This is a genomic window from Paraburkholderia sp. MM6662-R1 (genome assembly GCF_050436245.1).
Taxonomy (GTDB): domain Bacteria; phylum Pseudomonadota; class Gammaproteobacteria; order Burkholderiales; family Burkholderiaceae; genus Paraburkholderia; species Paraburkholderia tuberum.
In genome coordinates, this window is sequence record NZ_JBNDLV010000001.1 from 2,986,607 (window position 1) to 3,004,986 (window position 18,380).

General features: G+C 64.5%; 17 protein-coding genes. 5 read left to right on the top strand and 12 right to left on the bottom strand.

Features of this window, described 5'->3' with window-relative positions; all coding sequences use genetic code 11:
* Positions 1 to 49: 49 nt before the first annotated feature.
* The 4 genes from ugpE to ychF form a co-directional block, all read right to left on the bottom strand.
* Positions 50 to 895 (bottom strand): sn-glycerol-3-phosphate ABC transporter permease UgpE, encoded by an 846-nt coding sequence (gene ugpE, locus OKW39_RS14140; RefSeq protein ID WP_429362858.1) that lies wholly within the window; start codon positions 893 to 895, stop codon positions 50 to 52.
* Complete coding sequence (gene ugpA, locus OKW39_RS14145; RefSeq protein ID WP_429562898.1) at positions 892 to 1,776, bottom strand: sn-glycerol-3-phosphate ABC transporter permease UgpA; 885 nt, start codon at positions 1,774 to 1,776, stop codon at positions 892 to 894. Before ugpA ends, ugpE begins: the two co-directional genes overlap by 4 nt.
* Before the next feature lie 72 nt (positions 1,777 to 1,848).
* Positions 1,849 to 3,174 carry a sn-glycerol-3-phosphate ABC transporter substrate-binding protein UgpB gene (gene ugpB / locus OKW39_RS14150; RefSeq protein WP_429562899.1) on the bottom strand — a complete coding sequence of 442 codons (1,326 nt, stop codon included), beginning with the start codon at positions 3,172 to 3,174 and terminating at the stop codon, positions 1,849 to 1,851.
* Between the two features lie 708 nt (positions 3,175 to 3,882).
* A complete protein-coding gene (gene ychF / locus OKW39_RS14155) occupies positions 3,883 to 4,977 on the bottom strand; it encodes a redox-regulated ATPase YchF (protein ID WP_184009123.1) in 1,095 nt (364 codons plus the stop codon).
* Between the two features lie 268 nt (positions 4,978 to 5,245).
* Between ychF and OKW39_RS14160 the strand changes: the two genes are divergently transcribed.
* From OKW39_RS14160 to OKW39_RS14180, 5 genes are all read left to right on the top strand, one after another.
* Positions 5,246 to 5,614, top strand: a complete 369-nt coding sequence (locus OKW39_RS14160) for a hypothetical protein (RefSeq protein ID WP_429293998.1) — start codon at positions 5,246 to 5,248, stop codon at positions 5,612 to 5,614.
* A gap of 236 nt (positions 5,615 to 5,850) precedes the next feature.
* Positions 5,851 to 7,023, top strand: a complete 1,173-nt coding sequence (locus tag OKW39_RS14165; protein WP_429362890.1) for a UbiH/UbiF family hydroxylase — start codon at positions 5,851 to 5,853, stop codon at positions 7,021 to 7,023.
* Positions 7,024 to 7,228: 205 nt separating this feature from the next.
* Entirely contained in the window at positions 7,229 to 7,954 is a 726-nt protein-coding gene (locus OKW39_RS14170; protein WP_429562900.1) for a DsbC family protein, read from the top strand.
* A 145-nt stretch (positions 7,955 to 8,099) separates the two neighbouring features.
* Complete coding sequence (locus OKW39_RS14175; RefSeq protein WP_429562901.1) at positions 8,100 to 9,890, top strand: M61 family metallopeptidase; 1,791 nt, start codon at positions 8,100 to 8,102, stop codon at positions 9,888 to 9,890.
* A 191-nt stretch (positions 9,891 to 10,081) separates the two neighbouring features.
* Positions 10,082 to 10,678, top strand: coding sequence for an FMN-dependent NADH-azoreductase (locus tag OKW39_RS14180; protein WP_429562902.1), 597 nt, complete (start codon positions 10,082 to 10,084; stop codon positions 10,676 to 10,678).
* Positions 10,679 to 10,804: 126 nt separating this feature from the next.
* On the opposite strand, the gene OKW39_RS14185 is transcribed toward OKW39_RS14180, so the two are convergent.
* From OKW39_RS14185 to rpe, 8 genes are all read right to left on the bottom strand, one after another.
* On the bottom strand, positions 10,805 to 11,620 hold the full coding sequence (locus tag OKW39_RS14185; RefSeq protein ID WP_429562903.1) for a uracil-DNA glycosylase: 816 nt from the start codon (positions 11,618 to 11,620) through the stop codon (positions 10,805 to 10,807).
* 85 nt (positions 11,621 to 11,705) lie between these two features.
* Positions 11,706 to 12,332, bottom strand: a complete 627-nt coding sequence (locus OKW39_RS14190; RefSeq protein ID WP_429562904.1) for a CYTH domain-containing protein — start codon at positions 12,330 to 12,332, stop codon at positions 11,706 to 11,708.
* A 62-nt stretch (positions 12,333 to 12,394) separates the two neighbouring features.
* On the bottom strand, positions 12,395 to 13,180 hold the full coding sequence (gene trpC, locus OKW39_RS14195; RefSeq protein WP_429362893.1) for an indole-3-glycerol phosphate synthase TrpC: 786 nt from the start codon (positions 13,178 to 13,180) through the stop codon (positions 12,395 to 12,397).
* 18 nt (positions 13,181 to 13,198) lie between these two features.
* A complete protein-coding gene (gene trpD, locus OKW39_RS14200; RefSeq protein WP_429362895.1) occupies positions 13,199 to 14,230 on the bottom strand; it encodes an anthranilate phosphoribosyltransferase in 1,032 nt (343 codons plus the stop codon).
* A 19-nt stretch (positions 14,231 to 14,249) separates the two neighbouring features.
* Entirely contained in the window at positions 14,250 to 14,867 is a 618-nt protein-coding gene (locus OKW39_RS14205; RefSeq protein WP_429562905.1) for an aminodeoxychorismate/anthranilate synthase component II, read from the bottom strand.
* A 13-nt stretch (positions 14,868 to 14,880) separates the two neighbouring features.
* Positions 14,881 to 16,374, bottom strand: a complete 1,494-nt coding sequence (gene trpE / locus OKW39_RS14210) for an anthranilate synthase component I (protein WP_429362897.1) — start codon at positions 16,372 to 16,374, stop codon at positions 14,881 to 14,883.
* A gap of 376 nt (positions 16,375 to 16,750) precedes the next feature.
* Entirely contained in the window at positions 16,751 to 17,467 is a 717-nt protein-coding gene (locus OKW39_RS14215) for a phosphoglycolate phosphatase (protein ID WP_184065695.1), read from the bottom strand.
* 13 nt (positions 17,468 to 17,480) lie between these two features.
* Complete coding sequence (rpe, locus tag OKW39_RS14220; protein WP_018420129.1) at positions 17,481 to 18,164, bottom strand: ribulose-phosphate 3-epimerase; 684 nt, start codon at positions 18,162 to 18,164, stop codon at positions 17,481 to 17,483.
* Positions 18,165 to 18,380 lie beyond the last annotated feature (216 nt).

Below are 18,380 nucleotides of genomic sequence, written 5' to 3' on the forward strand. Positions count from 1 at the left end.
CCGTTCTAGCCTTTGATTTTGAGTGCTTGTCGCAGTCCGCCATACCGGATCATTTTTCCGAATCCACGAGGCCGCGCACGAACCAGCGCTGCATCGTCAGCACGACGGCGAGCGGCGGCAGCATCGCGAGCAGCGTGGCCGTCATCACCAGATGCCATTCGGTCGCAGTATCGCCCGAGGCGATCATTCCCTTGATGCCGATCACCGCGGTGATCAGCGACTGCTGGCTGGTGATCAGGATCGGCCACAGATACTGGTTCCAGCCGTAGATGAACGTGATCACGAAGAGCGCCGCCATCGTGGTCCGCGACAGCGGCAGCACGACGTCCCAGAAGAAGCGCAGCGCGCCCGCGCCGTCGATGCGCGCGGCTTCCATCAGCTCGTCCGGCAGCGTCTTGAAGAACTGGCGGAACAGGAACGTCGCGGTCGCCGACGCGATCAGCGGCAGCGTCAAACCGGTGTACGTATTGCTCAGATGCATCGACGACACCACCTGCACGGTCGGGAAAATCCGCACTTCGACCGGCAGCATCAGCGTGATGAAGATCAGCCAGAACGCGAGCGTGCGAAACGGAAAGCGGAAGTAGACGATCGCGTACGCGGAGATCATCGACACGGCGATCTTGCCGATCGCGATGACGAGCGCCATCACGAGGCTGTTGACCAGCATGCGATTGAACGGCGCCGCGGCGTTGCCGGTGCCCTGCGTCCAGATCGTGACGATGTTCTCGAACAGATGCGTGCTCGGCACGAGCGACAGCGGCACCGTGAACACCTCGTGCTCGCTCATCGTCGCCGCGCAGAACGCGACGTACACCGGAAACACCACCAGCACGACGCCGATGATCAGCACCGCGTGACAGAACAGGTCGAAACCGCGTCGGTTCTCGATCATGAGTATTGAACCCTGCGTTCGATGAAGCGGAATTGCACGACGGTCAGTGCCACGACGATGATCATCAGCACGACCGACTGCGCGCCCGAACTGCCGATGTCGAGCCCCTGGAAGCCTTCGGCGAAAATCTTGTAGATCAGCGTGCGGGTGGCCTGGCCGGGGCCGCCTCCGGTCGCCGCGTCGATCACGGGAAAGGTGTCGAAGAACGCGTAGGTGATGTTGATCACCAGCAGAAAGAACGTGGTCGGCGACAGCAGCGGCAGGGCGATGCCGAAGAAGCGGCGCACCGGACCGGCGCCGTCGATCGCGGCCGCTTCGATCAGCGAGCGCGGAATCGCCTGCAGGCCCGCATAGAAGAACAGGAAGTTATAGCTGATCTGCTGCCAGACCGACGCGAGCACGACGAGGAACATCGCCTGACCGGGGTTCAGCGCGTGATTCCACACGATGCCGTGTTTCGCGAGCGCATACGTGACGAGGCCGATGCTCGGGTTGAACAGGAACGACCACAGCACCGCGGCGATCGCGGGCGCGACCGCGTACGGCCAGATCAGCAGCGTTTGATAGGCCTTCGCGCCGCGCGTCACGCGATCCGCGCAGACCGCGAGCAGCAGCGAGATCACGAGGCCCGACACGGTGACGAGCGTGCAGAACACGATCGTCGTGTTGAACGACGCCAGATACAGCGGGTCGGCGAACAGCTGTTTGAAGTTCGCGAGTCCGACGAACGCGCTCGACGTACCGAACGCGTCCTGGGTTTGCGTCGATTGCCAGAGCGCGACGCCCGCCGGCCAGAGGAAGAACAGGAGCGTGATGAGCAGCTGCGGCGCGACGAGCAGGTAGGGCAGCACGCTGGTGCCGAAGTAGGAGCGCTTTTCCATCGGAATGTCCAGAGTGTGCTGCAACGACGGGTTCCCGCGCGGGAGCGCCGGAACCCTGCCTGCAGGCGATGCTTAGTTGCTGGCCTTTTCGAAGCGGCGCAGCAGGTCGTCGCCGCGCGCGACGGACGAGTCGAGCGCCTGTTGCGGCGTCTTCTTGTCCGCCCACACCTGCTCGAGTTCTTCGTCGATCACGGTGCGGATCTGCGGCATGTTGCCCAGACGCAGGCCCTTCGTGAACGGCAGCGGCGGCTTGTTCAGCATCTGGCGGATCGCGGTGTCGCTGCCGGGGTTCTTGTCGTAGAAGCCCTGCTGGCGCGTCAGGTCATACGCGGCGGTCGTGACCGGCAGATAGCCGGTGTCCTGATGCCACTTCGCGGCGACTGGCGCCGTGGCCAGATAGGCGAGGAACTTCGCGACGCCCTTGTAGACGGCCGGGTCCTTGCCCGACAGCACCCACAGGCTCGCCCCGCCGATGATCGCGTTCTGCGGCGCGCCCTTCACGCTGTCGTCGTACGGCATCATGCCGGTGCCGAAGTTGAACTTCGCGTATTTCTTGATCGTCGCGAGCGAGCCTGACGAGTTCGTGATGATGCCGCAGTCGCCGCTATAGAACTTCGATACCGGTTCGTCCTTGCGGCCGACATAGGTGAACGTGCCGTCCTTCGCCATGTTCTGCAGGAACTGGATGTGCGCGACCTGCAGCGGCTTGTTGAATTCGAGCTGCGCGTCCATGCCGTCGAAGCCGTTGTTACGCGACGCGAACGGCGCCGCATGCCACGCGCTGTAGTTCTCGAGCTGAATCCAGCTTTGCCAGCCCGACGAGTAGCCGCACGACATGCCCGAGGCCTTCAGCTTCTGCGCATCGGTGTGCAACTCGGCCCAGGTCTTCGGCGGCTGGTTGGGATCGAGGCCAGCCTTCTTGAACGCATCCTTGTTGTAGTACAGCACCGGCGTCGAGCTGTTGAACGGCATCGAGATCAGTTCGCCGGTTTTCGAGTCGCTGTAATAGCTCGCGATGGTCGGCACGAAGGCTTTCTGATCGAGCGGCAGGCCCGCGTCCTTGAATACCTGCGTGACCGGGACGATGGCTTTCTTCGCCTGCATCATCGTCGCGGTGCCGACTTCGTAGACCTGCAGGATGGCCGGCGCATTGCCGCTGCGATAGGCGGCGATGCCGGCGGCGAGGGTCTGATCGTAGGTGCCCTTGAACACGGGCACGATCTTGTAGTCGTTTTGCGATTTGTTGAAGTCGTTCGCGATGTCGTTCAGACGTTCACCCAGTGCGGCTTCCATGGCGTGCCAGAACTGGATTTCGGTCGCGGCGTGAGCCGCCTGGCTGACGCCGATGCTCAATACAGCGGCGACGGAAAGTGAGCGGAACAGCGGCTTGTAATTCATCGATTTGTCTCCGGTTCGGAAGGGGCGCGGACGCGAATCGCGCGATTCTAGTTGTGTTCGATGACATTCCGGCGGCGGCGCGCCGGAAGCCGAAATTTAGCATTGGCTGTCACGGAAAGGAAATAAACGGGAATCTATTCGGAAAGATCACGGGTGATGCAACTCGGGCCACGGCGCGGGCAAAAGCAATCGCCTCATGCAACACGTCCGATCGGTCGGGCCGATACCTGAAGGTTCGTACACGATTGGGTCGCCAAGGCATTCCCATCATGTCGGAGCTTTCGGCATGCCATTGACGCCTAATCCGGGAACGCACACTTTCGGCAGGGACGCCTTCTTCATGCATGGCGACAGCTAGAGTCATCCGGGTAGCCTGGCCATAGGGGCCGACGGCGCGAACGCGGAAGGTTTGGGAATCGCTCTTGCCTATGCGTTGCCGAGAAATCCCACAGCTGTGCTGAAGGTCGTAGACCCTGTCGAAGGCGACAGTCACATTCTCGCGGTATCGCGTGTGTGCGGCATTCCGTTTATTGACGATGCGCCGAAAAACTACAAGGCCAAAGCGTTGCACGGTGTTTCGGCGGTCACGACTGCCAAGGTCCGTTGTCTCGACGCGTTGCGGAGGTCGTAGCGCGCAAACAAAAAAGCCCGCAACCCCTCAGGGTTCGCGGGCCTTAAGCGCGCAGCGCAGTTTGCGCTGCTTCGCGCTTACACGTTGAACAAAAAGTTCATCACGTCGCCATCATGCACGACGTACTCCTTGCCTTCCGCGCGCATCTTGCCGGCTTCCTTCGCGCCTTGTTCACCCTTGTAGGTGATGTAGTCGTCGAAGCTGATCGTCTGCGCGCGGATGAAGCCGCGCTCGAAGTCGGTGTGGATCGCGCCGGCCGCCTTCGGCGCCGTATCGCCGACGTGGATCGTCCACGCGCGCACTTCCTTCACGCCGGCCGTGAAGTAGGTCTGCAGGCCGAGCAGCTTGAAGCCCGCGCGGATCACGCGGTTCAAGCCCGGCTCATGCATGCCCATGTCGGCGAGGAAGACTTCCATGTCGGCTTCGTCGAGGTCGGCGATTTCCGCTTCGACTGCCGCGCACACGGCCACGACCGGCGCGCCTTCAGCAGCCGCGAACTTCGTGATCGCGTCCAGGTGCGGGTTGTTCTCGAAGCCGTTTTCCTTCACGTTGGCGACGTACATCGTCGGCTTGGCGGTGATCAGGCAGAACGGCTTGAGGGTAGCCTTTTCTTCATCGGTCAGATCGAGCGCGCGGACCGGCTTCGCCTGGTCGAGCTGCGCGCGGACCTTCTCCAGCACCGCCGCGTTCTTCGCGGCTTCCTTGTCGTTACCCGACTTGGCCGCCTTGGAATAGCGCGCGAGCGCCTTCTCGACGGTGGCGAGGTCGGCAAGCGCGAGCTCGGTGTTGATCACCTCGATGTCCGACAGCGGATCGATCTTGTTCGCGACGTGAATCACGTTGTCGTCTTCGAAGCAGCGTACAACGTGCGTGATCGCGTCGGTTTCGCGGATGTTCGCGAGGAACTGGTTGCCGAGGCCCTCGCCCTTGCTCGCGCCGGCCACCAGACCGGCGATGTCGACGAACTCGACCACGGCCGGCAGGATGCGCTCTGGCTTGACGATTTCGGCGAGCGCCTTCAGCCGCGCGTCCGGCACCTCGACGATGCCGACGTTCGGCTCGATCGTGCAGAACGGATAGTTTTCGGCGGCGATGCCCGCCTTGGTCAGCGCGTTGAACAGGGTGGACTTGCCGACGTTGGGCAAGCCGACGATGCCGCATTTGAGGCTCATGGAAATCCTTCAGTGAATCAGTAGGTTGCGTGATGCGCTCGACGCTGCGCGCGGATTCGGAAAGCCTTCGCGTAAGGTGGGGCGCGGCAGGCTCAGCGGAGCGGACAAAACACCGAATCGGGGCGTTGGCTCGACGATTGAGTGCGAGTTTTCACGGAAAGCGCAATTGTAACCCGTTCGCCCGCGCGGACCCGCCGGCGCATTGGCCCGAAGCCACTGTAGAATCGTCAGTTCAAAGCCGGCAGAGCTCAATTTCCGGGGGAGCCGCGTGGGAATCATCAGATGGGTTGGGATCGGCGTCGTCGCCGCGGTCGTGGTGGGCTCGGTCGCGACATGGGTCGCGCCGAATTTCGACGAAGCGCAGGCCACCACGGACCGGCAGACCATCGATTGTTTGACGACCCACCTGTCGCACGAAGATCACGCCGACATCGCGCGGTTCGCCGATAAGAACGACTACGACTCGCTATGGCGCGTGTTCGACCGCGTGTTCCCCGACTGCGCGGTACGCAGCGATCAGCGCGATCGCAAGGCGGAGCTCGAGGCGGCCGCGTGGCGCAACCTCTCGTCCAATCGCGACTTCATGCGCATGCGCGAGGCGAACGCGGCGCTCGCGGCAAGCGCCGCGACGCATTAGCACGACGCATCGAGGCCGCGCGGCCACCGGCCCGGGACTCAAATGCGCGTGGCCGCCAACGCATGAAGTGCGGGTTGCGCGAGCGGTCGGCATCAGACTCGCACAGTCCCGGCCGACAACCTCAGGCTCTGCCCCCAGACACCATGTCCGGCACGAGCCCGCGAGACCCCGCGCACAGCGCCCAACGGCGCGCCCGTCGATCCGTCCCCCGCACCCCCCGCGGCTATAATGCGCGCATGAACGCACACCACCAGACCTTTGATGCCGCCGTGATCGGCGGCGGGCTCGTCGGCAAGACCGCGGCGCTCGCGCTCACGCAAGCCGGACTGCGCGTCGCACTGCTCGCGCAGCCTTGCGCGGCGCTGCCCGCCGGTGCTGTCTTCGACTCGCGCGTCTATGCGTTGTCGTCGAGTTCGCAGGCCTTGTTCGAACGGCTGCGGGTCTGGCAGGCGCTCGATCACACACGGCTCGGTCCCGTCTACGACATGCGCGTCTATGGCGACGCGCATGCCGAGCTGCATTTCTCGGCGTTTCAGGCATCGGTGCCGCAGCTTGCGTGGATCGTCGAGTCGTCGGTGATCGAGCGCGCGCTCGATGCCGCGCTGCGCTTCCAGCCGAACCTCACGTGGTTCGACGCGCGCGCGCAGGCGCTCGATTTCTCCGTCGACAACGCGAGCGTCGGCCTCGCGAACGGCAGCGTGCTCGAAGCGGATCTGGTAGTCGGCGCGGACGGCGCGCACTCGTGGGTGCGCGCGCAGATCGGCTCGAAGATGGTGCGCCGCGACTACAGACAGATCGGTGTGGTCGCCAATTTCAAGGCTGCGAAGCCGCACGGCGAAACCGCGTATCAGTGGTTCCGCGACGGCGAGATCATCGCGTTGCTGCCGATGCCGGACGGCCACGTGTCGCTGGTCTGGTCGGCGCGCACCGAACACGCCGAGCAGTTGCTCGCGCTCGATCCCGAGCGGCTCGCCGCCGAAGTCGAGCACGTGAGCGGTGAACAGTTCGGTGCGCTCGACTGCGTGACGCCCGCGCAGGGCTTCCCGCTCGCGTTGCAGACCGTGGACCGGCTCGTCGCCCCGCGTGTCGCGCTGGTTGGCGATGCCGCACATCTGATCCATCCGTTGGCAGGACAGGGCATGAACCTCGGCTTGCGCGACGTCGCCGCGCTCGCGAGCACGATCGGCGACAAGGAGTCGTTCCGCGATCTCGGCGACATGGTGCTGCTGCGTCGCTACGAACGCGCGCGCCGCGAAGACATTCGCGCGCTGATGATCGCCACCGACGGTCTGCAGAAACTGTTCTCGGTGCCCGGTCCGCTCGCGCGCGCCGTGCGCAATACCGGCATGGCGTTCGTCGGCGCGCAGCCATTCATCAAGCGCTGGCTCGTGTCGGCCGCGCTGGGGTAAACCGCGACGAGGCGTCGGGCGAATAGCCGATGGCCGGTCACCGGCGCCCGGGACAGGTATCATGACCGGATCGAAGCGCTGCGATCCGCCCCTTATCCGACCCCCGATCGAACCTGATCGAGCCTGATTGAACAGATAGGCGGCCGAAACTCGCGGCCGGAACGTAAAAAACGCGCAGGTGCGCGACTGACTCCAGGACTCCAGCATGAAAAAGACCTTCCGCATCGCCGCCGCCGCGCTCGCGATCGGTGCCGCTATGCTCGGCTGCTCGGCGCGGGCCGACCAGACCACCGACAAGCTCAAGGCCACCTTGCAAACCCGTCTTTCCGACGTGACGATCAAAAGCGTGTCGAAGACGCCGATCGCGGGCCTGTACGAAGTGAATCTCGGCACGCAGATCGTCTACAGCGATGCGAGCGGCGACTACCTGATGCTCGGCGACATGGTGGACTCGAAGACGCGCAAGAATCTGACCGAGGCACGCCTGTCGGAAACCAACCGCATCGACTTCGCGAGCCTGCCGTTCGGCAACGCGGTGAAGGTCGTGCGCGGCAACGGCGCGCGCAAGATCGCGGTGTTCTCCGATCCGAACTGCCCGTACTGCAAGCAGCTCGAAAAAACGCTGCTGTCGATCGACAACGTGACGGTCTACACGTTCCTGTACCCGGTGCTGTCGCCGGATTCGACGGCCAAGTCGAAGTCGATCTGGTGCTCGGCCGATCGCGCGAAGGCGTGGGAATCGTGGATGCAGGACCGTCAGGCGCCGACCGCCGCCGCCACCTGCGACACCGCCGCGATCGACAAGAACCTCGCGCTCGGCCGTTCGATGAACGTCGAAGGCACGCCGACGGTGTTTCTCGCCGACGGTCGCCGCCTGCCCGGCGCAGTGCCGGCAGATCGGCTCGACAAGGAACTGTCGGCCGTGCACTGAAGAGCGCGCTGGCCACAGCGCCACGCCCGCCCCGGGCGCGCAACAGATGCAACGTTCAAACTGAAGGAGGCGCACGCAGCGCCTCCTTTCGCATCGAGCCCCGAACTTCTCCGCCTCACTCTCCTGACACTCCCAAGCGCCGCCGATGAAGCCGATCCGCTACACCATCGTTCCGGGTAACCCCGCCGCCCACCTGTTCGAAGTCATCGTGACCGTCGCCGATCCCGATCCGGCCGGTCAGCGTTTCATGCTGCCGGTGTGGATTCCGGGCAGCTATATGGTGCGCGAGTTCGCGCGCAACATCGTCACGCTGCGCGCGGTGAACGACGCGGGCCGCAAGGTGCGCGTCGAGAAGATCGACAAGCACACGTGGCAGGCCGCGCCGGTCAAGGGAGCCTTGACGCTGCGCTACGAGGTGTACGCATGGGACCTGTCGGTGCGCGCCGCGCATCTGGACGACACGATCGGCTTTTTCAACGGCACCAGCGTGTTCCTGTCGCCGCTCGGCCATGAGGACGCGCAGTGTGTGGTCGATATCCAGAAGCCGCAGGGCGCCGCGTATCGCGGCTGGCGCGTCGCGACCGCGCTGCCGGAAGCGCGCGGCACGAAGCGCTACGGCTTCGGCGAATACCGCGCGCAGAACTACGACGAACTGATCGACCATCCTGTGACGCTCGGGGAATTCGCGCTCGCGACGTTCAAGGCGCACGGCGTGCCGCACGACGTCGTGATCGGCGGTCGCGTGATCGGGCTCGACATGGAGCGTCTGTGCAAGGATCTGAAGCGCATCTGCGAAGCGCAGATCGCGTTGTTCGAACCGAAGTCGAAGAAGGCGCCGGTCGAGCGCTACGTGTTCATGACGCAGGCTGTCACCGACGGTTACGGCGGGCTCGAGCATCGCGCGTCGACCGCGCTGATCTGCAATCGCACCGATCTGCCGGTGCAGGGCCGCGAGCCGATGAGCGAGGGCTACCGGACCTATCTCGGTCTGTGCAGCCACGAGTATTTCCACACGTGGAATGTGAAGCGGATCAAGCCGGCCGAGTTCGCGCCGTATGACCTCGGCGTCGAAAACTACACGTCGATGCTGTGGCTGTTCGAGGGCTTCACGTCATATTACGACGACCTGATTCTCGTACGCAGCGGCGTGATCTCGCAGGACGACTATTTCGGCCTGCTCGGCAAGGTGATCGGCGGGGTGCAGCGCGGCAGCGGGCGCCTCAAGCAGAGCGTCGCCGAAAGCTCGTTCGATGCGTGGGTCAAGTACTACCGGCAGGACGAGAACGCGCCGAACGCGATCGTCAGCTATTACACGAAGGGCTCGCTGATCGCGCTCGCCTTCGACCTGACGATCCGCGCGCAGACCGGCAACCAGAAATCGCTCGACGACGTGATGCGTCTGCTGTGGAAGCGCTTTGGCCGTGACTTTTATCGAGGCAGGCCGGTCGGCGTCGACGAAAGCGAGATCGAGGCGATTTTCGCGGAAGCGAGCGGCGCGCAACTGGCCGAACTGTTCGCCGAGGGCGTGCGCGGCACGCGCGATCTGCCGCTCGACGCGCTGCTCGCGCCGTTCGGCGTGGCGCTCGCGCCGGACGTCGACAAAAACGGCAAGCCGTCGCTCGGCGTGCGGCTACGCGGCGGCGCGGATTGCGCGCTCGCGACCGTGCACGAGGGCAGCGCCGCGCAGAAGGCGGGCCTCTCCGCTGGCGACGTGCTGATCGCGATCGATGGTCTGCGCGTGACCGGCGGGAATATCGATGCTCTGCTGTCGCGCTATCAGCCGGGCGCGAAAGTCGAGGTGCACGCGTTCCGCCGCGACGAGCTGCGGGTCACGCAGGTGAAGCTCGACGGTCCCGAAGTGGCCCGCTACAAGCTCACGGTCAGCGATCACCGTCCCGCCGCGCGCAAAGCCCTCGAGCGCTGGCTGACGAAGTGATCGGCGTGGTGGTGGGCCGCACCGGGCAGTCCACCGATCGTCGCCTGTCCCGTCGTCAATCGGCGGAGGAGGGCGGTGGATTGTTCTACCCATGCAACAATCCTTCGCCGCCGGACGGCTTTTTCGCCGGCCGGTAAAAAAACACAATGACTTCACTCGCGCAACACTGCGCGCCCCTACTGGAGTCAACCATGACCACGATCCTGCAAATCAACTCGGCAGCCCGTTCGCAAGGCGCGAACTCGACGCTTCTCGTCAACGAGCTGACGGAAAAGCTGCAACAGTCGAATCCGGGCGCGCAAGTCGTCGTCCGTAATCTGCAAGCCGAACCGCTGCCGCACCTCGACGACGCCGTGCTCGGCGCGTTCTTCACGCCGGCCGACCAGCGCACCCCGGAACAGGCCGCGATCGCCGCACGCAGCGAAGCGCTGATCGCCGAACTGCAAGCCGCCGACGTCATCGTGATCGGTGCGCCGATGTACAACTTCGGCATCTCGTCGCAACTGAAGACGTACTTCGACTTCATCGCACGTGCGGGCATCACGTTCCGTTACACCGCGAACGGCCCGGAAGGCCTCGTGACGGGCAAAAAGGTCCACGTCGTGTCGGCGCGCGGCGGCAAGTATCTCGGCACGCCGAACGATAGCCAGACGCCGTACCTGAAGAGCTTCCTCGGCTTCCTCGGCCTAACCGATGTGAACTTCATCTACGCCGAAGGCCTGAACTTGGGCCCGGACGCCGCGAACGCCGCGCTGAGCTCGGCACGCGAAGCGATCGCCGCAATCTAAGCGGGTTTGTCCTGCCGCATTGCGCTGCTTCGATGCGGCGCGAGCGGTGAAAAGAATAACGCCGCGGATGGGTTCACCCTCCGCGGCGTTTTCGTTGTGTATCGCAATCTTCTGACGACGACGCTCTCACGCAAGCATTTGCGCGTCGTCCGGTAGACGCCAGTCGATCGGCTCCCGGCCGTGCTGCAACAGATATTCGTTCGCCTTCGCGAAGTGCCCGCAACCGAGAAAGCCGCGATGCGCGGACAGCGGCGACGGATGCGGCGCCTCCAGCACATAGTGCGACTTGCCGCCGAGTAGCGCGCGCTTCGCCTGCGCATGCGCGCCCCACAGCATGAAGACGAGGTTCTCATGCCGCGTCGCGAGTTCGTGGATCAGCGTGTCGGTACATTTCTCCCAGCCGCGTTTCGCGTGGCTCGCGGCGCTGTCGCGCTCGACGGTCAGCACCGTGTTCAGCAGCAGCACGCCCTGTTTGGCCCAGCTGTCGAGGCAGCCGTGCTGCGGCGTCTGGTGACCGAGACTCGCGGCGATTTCCTTGAAGATGTTGCGCAGCGACGGTGGCGGCCGCACGTGCGGCGCGACCGAAAACGCGAGACCGTGCGCCTGCGGCGTGCCGCGGTCTTCGCCGTGGTACGGATCCTGGCCGAGGATTACGACTTTCACTTCGTCGGGGCTCGTCAGGCGGAGCGCGCGGAACACGTCGGCCGGATAGATCGTTTTGCCGGCGGCACGCTCACCGTCGACGAAGCGGCACAGCGGCGCGTAGGTGTCGCTGTCGATGAAGGGCTTCAGATGCGCGCGCCAGGCCGCGGGTAGCGCGGCGAATTGTGCTTCGAGCGTGGGCGGGGCGGTGGTGGGGGCGGCGGAGGCCGGGGCGGGCGCGACATCGTCGAACAGCGATGCCTGCTGCAAACTGGAGCGGGTGCGGGAAGCGGAGGTCATGGCGGGGAAGTGTCGCAGCAAACGCGGACTAGCTCAAGTTGCGGCAAGCGAGCGCATGAGGTGCGGCGGGTTTCGGGCAACGCGCTCACCCGGCGCGCAACCGATACCCGCGCTGCGCCTTGCTGATGTCATCCGGCGCGAGGCCGGCAATCCGTTTGCCGAGTTCGGCGGCGAGCGTGTGAAGCGCCGCTTCGTCGCCCGATTTCAGTTCGAGCTCGATCTCCGAGATCGGCGCGCGGCGCGCTTCATCGTCGACTTCGGCAAGCACGTCGCCCTGATCGATCGCCGCCTCGATCTGAGCGCCGTCGGAGTCGAGCAGCCATAGCGTGCGCGTGAAATTGGTGTGGAACAGCTCGATCAGCGCAGGCGCGGCCTGTTTCAGCGCATCCGCGGCGGCGGGTTCGTCGCAAGCGCTCAGCAACGATTCGATTTCGAGCTTCGCGCCCGCCACCGGCAATTCCCATTCGTGCCGGCTATGCAAGCCGTTCGTCGCCGTGCCGACCGTCTTGAAGGTCTGCAGCCAGCCGTCCGGGGTCTGCCGTAGACGCAGCGCGCTCTTTGACGACGCCAGCGTCAACTGCGGCGTATCGAAGTAAATGTTCACGAGCTTGATCGCGCGTCCGTTCTTGCCGGCGCGCGCGGCGAACCACTGCGTCGCCGCCTTCACCTGCGAAGCCGGCAGCGCCAGCTTGATTTCGCGTTCCATGCCCATGCTGGGTGTCCTCGTTGCGTGGATTTCTCTGCGGCCCATACGCGGATACGTCGATACGACGCTCAGAAAAACATCCGTGCAAGTTCCACGCCCGGCTCGTCCGCGCGCATGAACGCTTCGCCGACGAGGAAGGTATGCACATTCCGCGCGCGCATGCGCTCGACGTCGTCGCGCGACAGGATGCCCGATTCGGTCACGACGATGCGATCGTCGGGAATCGCGTCGAGCATGCCGAGCGTCGTGTCGAGCGAGGTTTCGAAGGTGCGCAGATTGCGGTTGTTGATGCCGATCAGTGGCGTCTTCAGCGTCAGCGCTTCCTTGAGTTCATCGCTGTCGTGCACTTCGACGAGCACCGCGAGCCCCAGCGAATGCGCGAGCGCTTCGAGGTCCTGCATCTCGGCGGTTTCGAGTGCGGCGGCGATCAGCAGGATCGCGTCGGCCCCCATCGCGCGTGCTTCGACAACCTGATACGGATCGACGATGAAGTCCTTGCGTATCACCGGCAACTGGCACGCGGCGCGCGCTTGCTGCAGATAGGCGACGCTGCCCTGGAAGAACTGCACGTCGGTCAGCACGGACAGACACGCCGCGCCGTGCTTCTCATACGAACGCGCGATGTCGGCCGGCACGAAGTGCTCGCGCAGCACGCCCTTCGACGGGCTCGCCTTCTTCACTTCGGAGATCACCGCGGCGCGACCCGCCGTGTGCTTGGCGCGCAATGCGCCGACGAAGTCGCGGAGATCGCGCGACGACGCTTCGAGCCGCAGTTCTTCGAGCGGCACGCTTTGCTCGGCCGCCCGGACTTCTTCGCGTTTGACCGCGATGATGCGGTCGAGGATGTCGCTCATAAATGTCTCGCTACGTGATTACTGCTTGAATTGCTGGGTGAAGCGCACCAGTTCGTCGACCTTCGCGCGTGCCTTGCCGCTCGCGATCGCTTCGCGCGCGAGCTCGATGCCGTCCGCGATCGTGGCCGCGACGTTCGCCGAATAGAGTGCCGTGCCGGCGTTCAGCGTGACGATTTCCCGCGCGACGCCGGGCTTGTTGCTGAGCGCGTCGAGCAGCATGACCTTCGACTCGCCCGCGTCGGCGACTTTGAGCGTGCGGTTCGACACCATCTGCATGCCGAAGTCTTCCGGATGGATCTCGTACTCGCGGATCTCGCCGTCGCGCAACTCGCCGACCAGCGTGGCGCCGCCGAGCGACACTTCGTCCATGCCGTCCATCCCGTACACGACGAGCACGTGTTTGGCGCCGAGGCGCTGCATCACGCGCACCTGAATGCCGACGAGGTCGGGGTGAAACACGCCCATCAGCTGATTCGGCGCGCCGGCCGGATTGGTGAGGGGCCCGAGGATATTGAAGATCGTGCGGATGCCGAGTTCCCGGCGTACCGGCGCGACGTTTTTCATCGCCGGATGATGGTTCGGCGCGAACATGAAGCCCATGCCCGTTTCCTCAATCGATGCCGCGACCTGCTCCGGCTGCAGATCGATGTTGACGCCGAGCGCTTCGAGCACGTCCGCGCTGCCCGACTTGCTCGATACGCCGCGATTGCCGTGCTTTGCGACCTTCGCGCCCGCCGCGGCCGACACGAACATCGTCGCGGTGGAAATGTTGAACGTGTGCGCGCCGTCGCCGCCGGTGCCGACGATATCGACGAAGTTCGAGTTGTCCTGCACGTCGACGTGCCGGGCAAATTCACGCATCACCGTCGCGGCCGCGGTGATTTCGCCGATGGTCTCTTTTTTGACGCGCAGGCCGGTGATGATCGCCGCCGACATCACGGGCGAGAGTTCGCCGCGCATGATGAGGCGCATCAGGTGCAGCATTTCGTCGTGAAAAATCTCGCGGTGCTCGATGGTCCGCTGCAAGGCTTCCTGGGGCGTAATGGACATGATCTCGTCTCCCTTTGTGTCAGGCATTGCGGGACGCCGCGTGACTCGAGGCCTTGCCGGCGACGGCGAGCTTCGACTGCTTGACGAAGTTTTCGAGCAGCGCGTGGCCGTGTTCGGACAGGATCGATTCCGGGTGGAACTGCACGCCTTCCACGGCCAGTTCCTTGTGGCGCACGGCCATGATTTCGCCGTCTTCAGTCCATGCCGATACTTCGAGGCAGTCGGGCAGCGATTCGCGTTCGATCGCGAGCGAGTGGTAGCGCGTCACCGTGAAATGCTTCGGCAGGTCTTCAAATACGCCCTTGCAGTCGGTTTCGATCGTGCTGACCTTGCCATGCATGATGGTCTGCGCGCGCACGACGCGGCCGCCGAACGCCTCGCCGATCGCCTGATGGCCGAGGCACACGCCGAGAATCGGCGTCTTGCCGGCGAATTCGCGCAGCACGTCGAGCGTGATGCCCGCGTGTTGCGGATTGCTCGGGCCCGGCGACAGGCAGATGCGCTCGGGGTTCAGCCTGGCGATTTCGTCGAGCGTGATTTCGTCGTTGCGATAGGTGCACACGTCTTCGCCGAGTTCGCCGAAGTACTGCACCAGGTTGTAGGTGAACGAGTCGTAGTTGTCGATCATGAGCAGCATGGTGTGTCTCCGGTCAGAAGTCGCTATCGAGGCCGTCCTGGACCTGCTCGGCGGCGCGCATCACCGCGCGTGCCTTGTTCTCGGTCTCCTGCCATTCGGATTCGGGCACCGAATCGGCGACCACGCCCGCGGCCGCCTGCACATACAGATTGCCGTTCGCGATCACGCCGGTGCGGATCGTGATGGCCAGATCCATCTCGCCGGTGAACGACAGATAGCCGACCGCCCCGCCGTACAGGCCGCGCTTGACGGGCTCGAGCTCGTCGATCAGCTCCATCGCGCGGACCTTCGGCGCGCCCGACAGCGTGCCGGCCGGGAAGGTGGCGCGCAGCACGTCGAAATTGGTCATGTCGTTCTTGAGCTTGCCTTCGACCGAGCTGACGATGTGCTGCACGTGCGAGTACTTCTCGATCACCATCTTGTCGGTCACGACCACCGAGCCGATCTGCGCGATGCGGCCGACGTCGTTGCGCGCGAGGTCGATCAGCATCACATGCTCGGCGATTTCCTTCGGATCGTTCAGCAGCTCGGTAGCAAGCGCGGCATCGCGCTCGGGCGTGTTGCCGCGCGCACGGGTGCCGGCCAGCGGGCGGATCGTGACGATACGGTCCTCGCCGCGCTTTTCCTGGCGCACCAGAATCTCCGGCGACGCACCGACCACGTGGAAGTTGCCGAAGTTGTAGTAGTACATGTACGGCGACGGATTCAGCGAGCGCAGCGCGCGATACAGCGACAGCGGATTGTCGCGGTACGGCTTGATCAGGCGCTGGCCGACCTGCACCTGCATCAGTTCGCCGGCGGCGACGTATTCCTTCGCCTTGCGCACGGCCGCCAGGTAATCGTCTTTCGCGAACTCGCGGTAGATCTCGGTGCGTACGCTGGCCGACACGACGGGCGGCTCGACGGTGACGCGCAGCCGCTGGCGCAGTTCGCGCAGACGGTGCTTCGCTTTCGTGTAGGCCTCAGCCTGGGTCGGGTCGGCGTAGACCACCAGATAGAGCTTGCCGGCGAGGTTGTCGATGACGGCGACTTCCTCGGTCAGCAGCAGCTGGATGTCGGGCAGATTGAGGTCGTCTTTCGGCGCGCTGTGCGCGAGCTTCTTCTCGATATAGCGCACGGCGTCATAGCCGAAATAGCCGGCGAGACCGCCCGTGAAGCGCGGCAGCCCCGGGCGTTGCGCGACCTTGAAGCGCGCCTGGAATTGCTGGATGAACGCGAGCGGATCGCCGTCGTGCGTCTCGACGACCTTGCCGTCGCGGACCACTTCCGACACGCCGTTGCGCGTGCGCATAAGAGTCCGCGCCGGCAGGCCGATGAACGAATAACGCCCGAAGCGTTCGCCGCCGACCACCGACTCCAGCAGGAACGAGTTCGCGCCGTTGCGCTCGGTCTGCGCGAGCTTCAGGTACAGCGACAGCGGCGTCTCGAGGTCGGCGAGCGCTTCGGCGATCAGCGGGATGCGGTTGAAACCCTCGTTGGCGAGGGACTGGAATTCGAGTTCGGTCATGTTCCGATCCTGTACGGTGGTCCGGCGGCAGCAAGCGTCGGGCAAAGCGGGGCTAAGCGCCTCCGGTCAGGGCGTGGGTCGACGTTCTCGACACAATGATACCGACCGGCGCGGGTCTTCCATCGGCGCGCGCTAGCGGTGCGGGTGAGCAACGGTACCTTGCGGGTACGCGCAGGCTCAATCAGCCGATGCAGCTGCGCAAAAACAGATCGATGGAAAAAGCGCGTGAGCGCAGCGAAGTAAAAAACGGTTGCCGAAGACGAGCTTCAGCGTACCTCAGGCGAGGTTAGCGCGACCAGCGACGCCAGGGCCAGGCTCCCCGGTCGATGCTAATCAGACTCCGTTTTTTATTCAGAAACATGAGGATGAAGGACTGTTAAGTCGTGGATTGATGCGCTGCGATCGCCCTGGCGGCGTCGAGCAGCGAGGCAACTATACCATCGGATTTTATCGTTTGTATAGCTTGGCCGTGGTTGTACCCGTAGGGCACGGTCAGCGTCGCCATGCCGGCCGCGCGGCCCGCCAGCGCGTCGTTTTCCGAGTCGCCGATCGCCACCGTGGCGCTCGGCTCGACGCCGAGCTGCGCGGCGGCGGTCAGCATCGGAAGCGGGTCCGGTTTCTTTTTCGCGAGACTGTCGCCGCCGAGCACGACGCTGAAATACGGTGCAAGCCGGTACTGCTGCAGCAATTCGAGCGCGAAGCGGTGCGGCTTGTTGGTCACGCAGGCGAGCTTCAGGCCCGCGTCGCGCAGCGCGCGCAGACCGGCCTCGACGTCTGGATAAAGCCGCGTGTGCACGCCGTTGATCTTCGCGTACTCGGCCTGATAGATCGCGAGCGCTTCGTCGAAGCGCTCTTGCGCGTGCTCGGCTTCGAAGCGCGGCGCAAGCACGCTGCGGATCAGATGCTCCGAACCCTTGCCGACGTAGCCGACCACTTCCTCGCGCGTCGTTTCCTCCGCGTCGAGCTGAGCGAGCATACCGTTCAGGCCGGCGGTGAAGTCGTCGGCCGTGTCGATCATCGTGCCGTCGAGGTCGATGATCGCGGCTTCGAGGCGCGCGCCGGTAAACGTCGGGGCGGGATACGAAGTGGTCATGAGGCGCTGGTTTTTAACGCTGGACGGTCGCGAGGGCGGCGCGCATCTTGTCGATCACGACCTTGTGATCGGGCTGGCCAAAGATCGCCGAGCCGGCCACGAACGTGTCCGCGCCGGCCGCCGCGATTTCCGCGATGTTGTCGACCTTCACGCCGCCGTCCACTTCGAGGTGGATGTCGCGGCCGGTGCGCTCGGTGTACGCGTCGATGCGTTTGCGCGCTTCGCGCAACTTGTTGAGCGCCTCGGGGATGAACGACTGGCCGCCGAAGCCCGGGTTCACCGACATGATCAGCACGAGGTCGACCTTGTCCATCACATGATCGAGATAGTTCAGCGACGTCGCCGGATTGAACACGAGGCCGGCCTTGCAGCCGTGGTCGCGGATCAGCGACAGGGTGCGGTCGATGTGATCCGACGCTTCCGGGTGAAAGCTGATCAGGTTCGCGCCGGCTTTCGCGAAGTCCGGCACGATGCGGTCGACGGGACGCACCATCAGGTGCACGTCGATTGGCACGTCCACGTGCGGGCGGATCGCTTCGCATACGAGCGGGCCGATGGTCAGGTTCGGCACGTAGTGGTTGTCCATCACGTCGAAGTGGATCCAGTCGGCGCCGGCGGCGACGACGTTGCGGACTTCCTCGCCCAGGCGGGCGAAGTCGGCGGAGAGAATGCTGGGGGCGATGCGAAATTGCGTCATGACAGGGGCCGATGCAAGCGGGAAAGCGCCATTTTACCGGTTTTGCGCGTGCAGACCGGGGTGCTGGCCGCGCGGTTGGCGTGGCGGAATCGCGCGATGAAACTTCGCAAAGTGCCGGCGCAAAAACGACATGGAGACTGGGCGCGGCAAAGCAGCCGTGTCCCAACGTCTTAGACACTGCTGGCCGAAAGGCGTATCTGGTTGCGGCCATGCCGC

What these genes read in the sequence shown, in the direction of transcription:
- ugpE (WP_429362858.1), bottom strand. Translation starts at nt 895, where the DNA reads ATGATCGAGAACCGACGCGGTTTCGACCTGTTCTGTCACGCGGTGCTG.
- ugpA (WP_429562898.1), bottom strand. Translation starts at nt 1,776, where the DNA reads ATGGAAAAGCGCTCCTACTTCGGCACCAGCGTGCTGCCCTACCTGCTC.
- ugpB (WP_429562899.1), bottom strand. Translation starts at nt 3,174, where the DNA reads ATGAATTACAAGCCGCTGTTCCGCTCACTTTCCGTCGCCGCTGTATTG.
- ychF (WP_184009123.1), bottom strand. Translation starts at nt 4,977, where the DNA reads ATGAGCCTCAAATGCGGCATCGTCGGCTTGCCCAACGTCGGCAAGTCC.
- OKW39_RS14165 (WP_429362890.1), top strand. Translation starts at nt 5,851, where the DNA reads ATGAACGCACACCACCAGACCTTTGATGCCGCCGTGATCGGCGGCGGG.
- OKW39_RS14170 (WP_429562900.1), top strand. Translation starts at nt 7,229, where the DNA reads ATGAAAAAGACCTTCCGCATCGCCGCCGCCGCGCTCGCGATCGGTGCC.
- OKW39_RS14175 (WP_429562901.1), top strand. Translation starts at nt 8,100, where the DNA reads ATGAAGCCGATCCGCTACACCATCGTTCCGGGTAACCCCGCCGCCCAC.
- OKW39_RS14180 (WP_429562902.1), top strand. Translation starts at nt 10,082, where the DNA reads ATGACCACGATCCTGCAAATCAACTCGGCAGCCCGTTCGCAAGGCGCG.
- OKW39_RS14185 (WP_429562903.1), bottom strand. Translation starts at nt 11,620, where the DNA reads ATGACCTCCGCTTCCCGCACCCGCTCCAGTTTGCAGCAGGCATCGCTG.
- OKW39_RS14190 (WP_429562904.1), bottom strand. Translation starts at nt 12,332, where the DNA reads ATGGGCATGGAACGCGAAATCAAGCTGGCGCTGCCGGCTTCGCAGGTG.
- trpC (WP_429362893.1), bottom strand. Translation starts at nt 13,180, where the DNA reads ATGAGCGACATCCTCGACCGCATCATCGCGGTCAAACGCGAAGAAGTC.
- trpD (WP_429362895.1), bottom strand. Translation starts at nt 14,230, where the DNA reads ATGTCCATTACGCCCCAGGAAGCCTTGCAGCGGACCATCGAGCACCGC.
- OKW39_RS14205 (WP_429562905.1), bottom strand. Translation starts at nt 14,867, where the DNA reads ATGCTGCTCATGATCGACAACTACGACTCGTTCACCTACAACCTGGTG.
- trpE (WP_429362897.1), bottom strand. Translation starts at nt 16,374, where the DNA reads ATGACCGAACTCGAATTCCAGTCCCTCGCCAACGAGGGTTTCAACCGC.
- OKW39_RS14215 (WP_184065695.1), bottom strand. Translation starts at nt 17,467, where the DNA reads ATGACCACTTCGTATCCCGCCCCGACGTTTACCGGCGCGCGCCTCGAA.
- rpe (WP_018420129.1), bottom strand. Translation starts at nt 18,164, where the DNA reads ATGACGCAATTTCGCATCGCCCCCAGCATTCTCTCCGCCGACTTCGCC.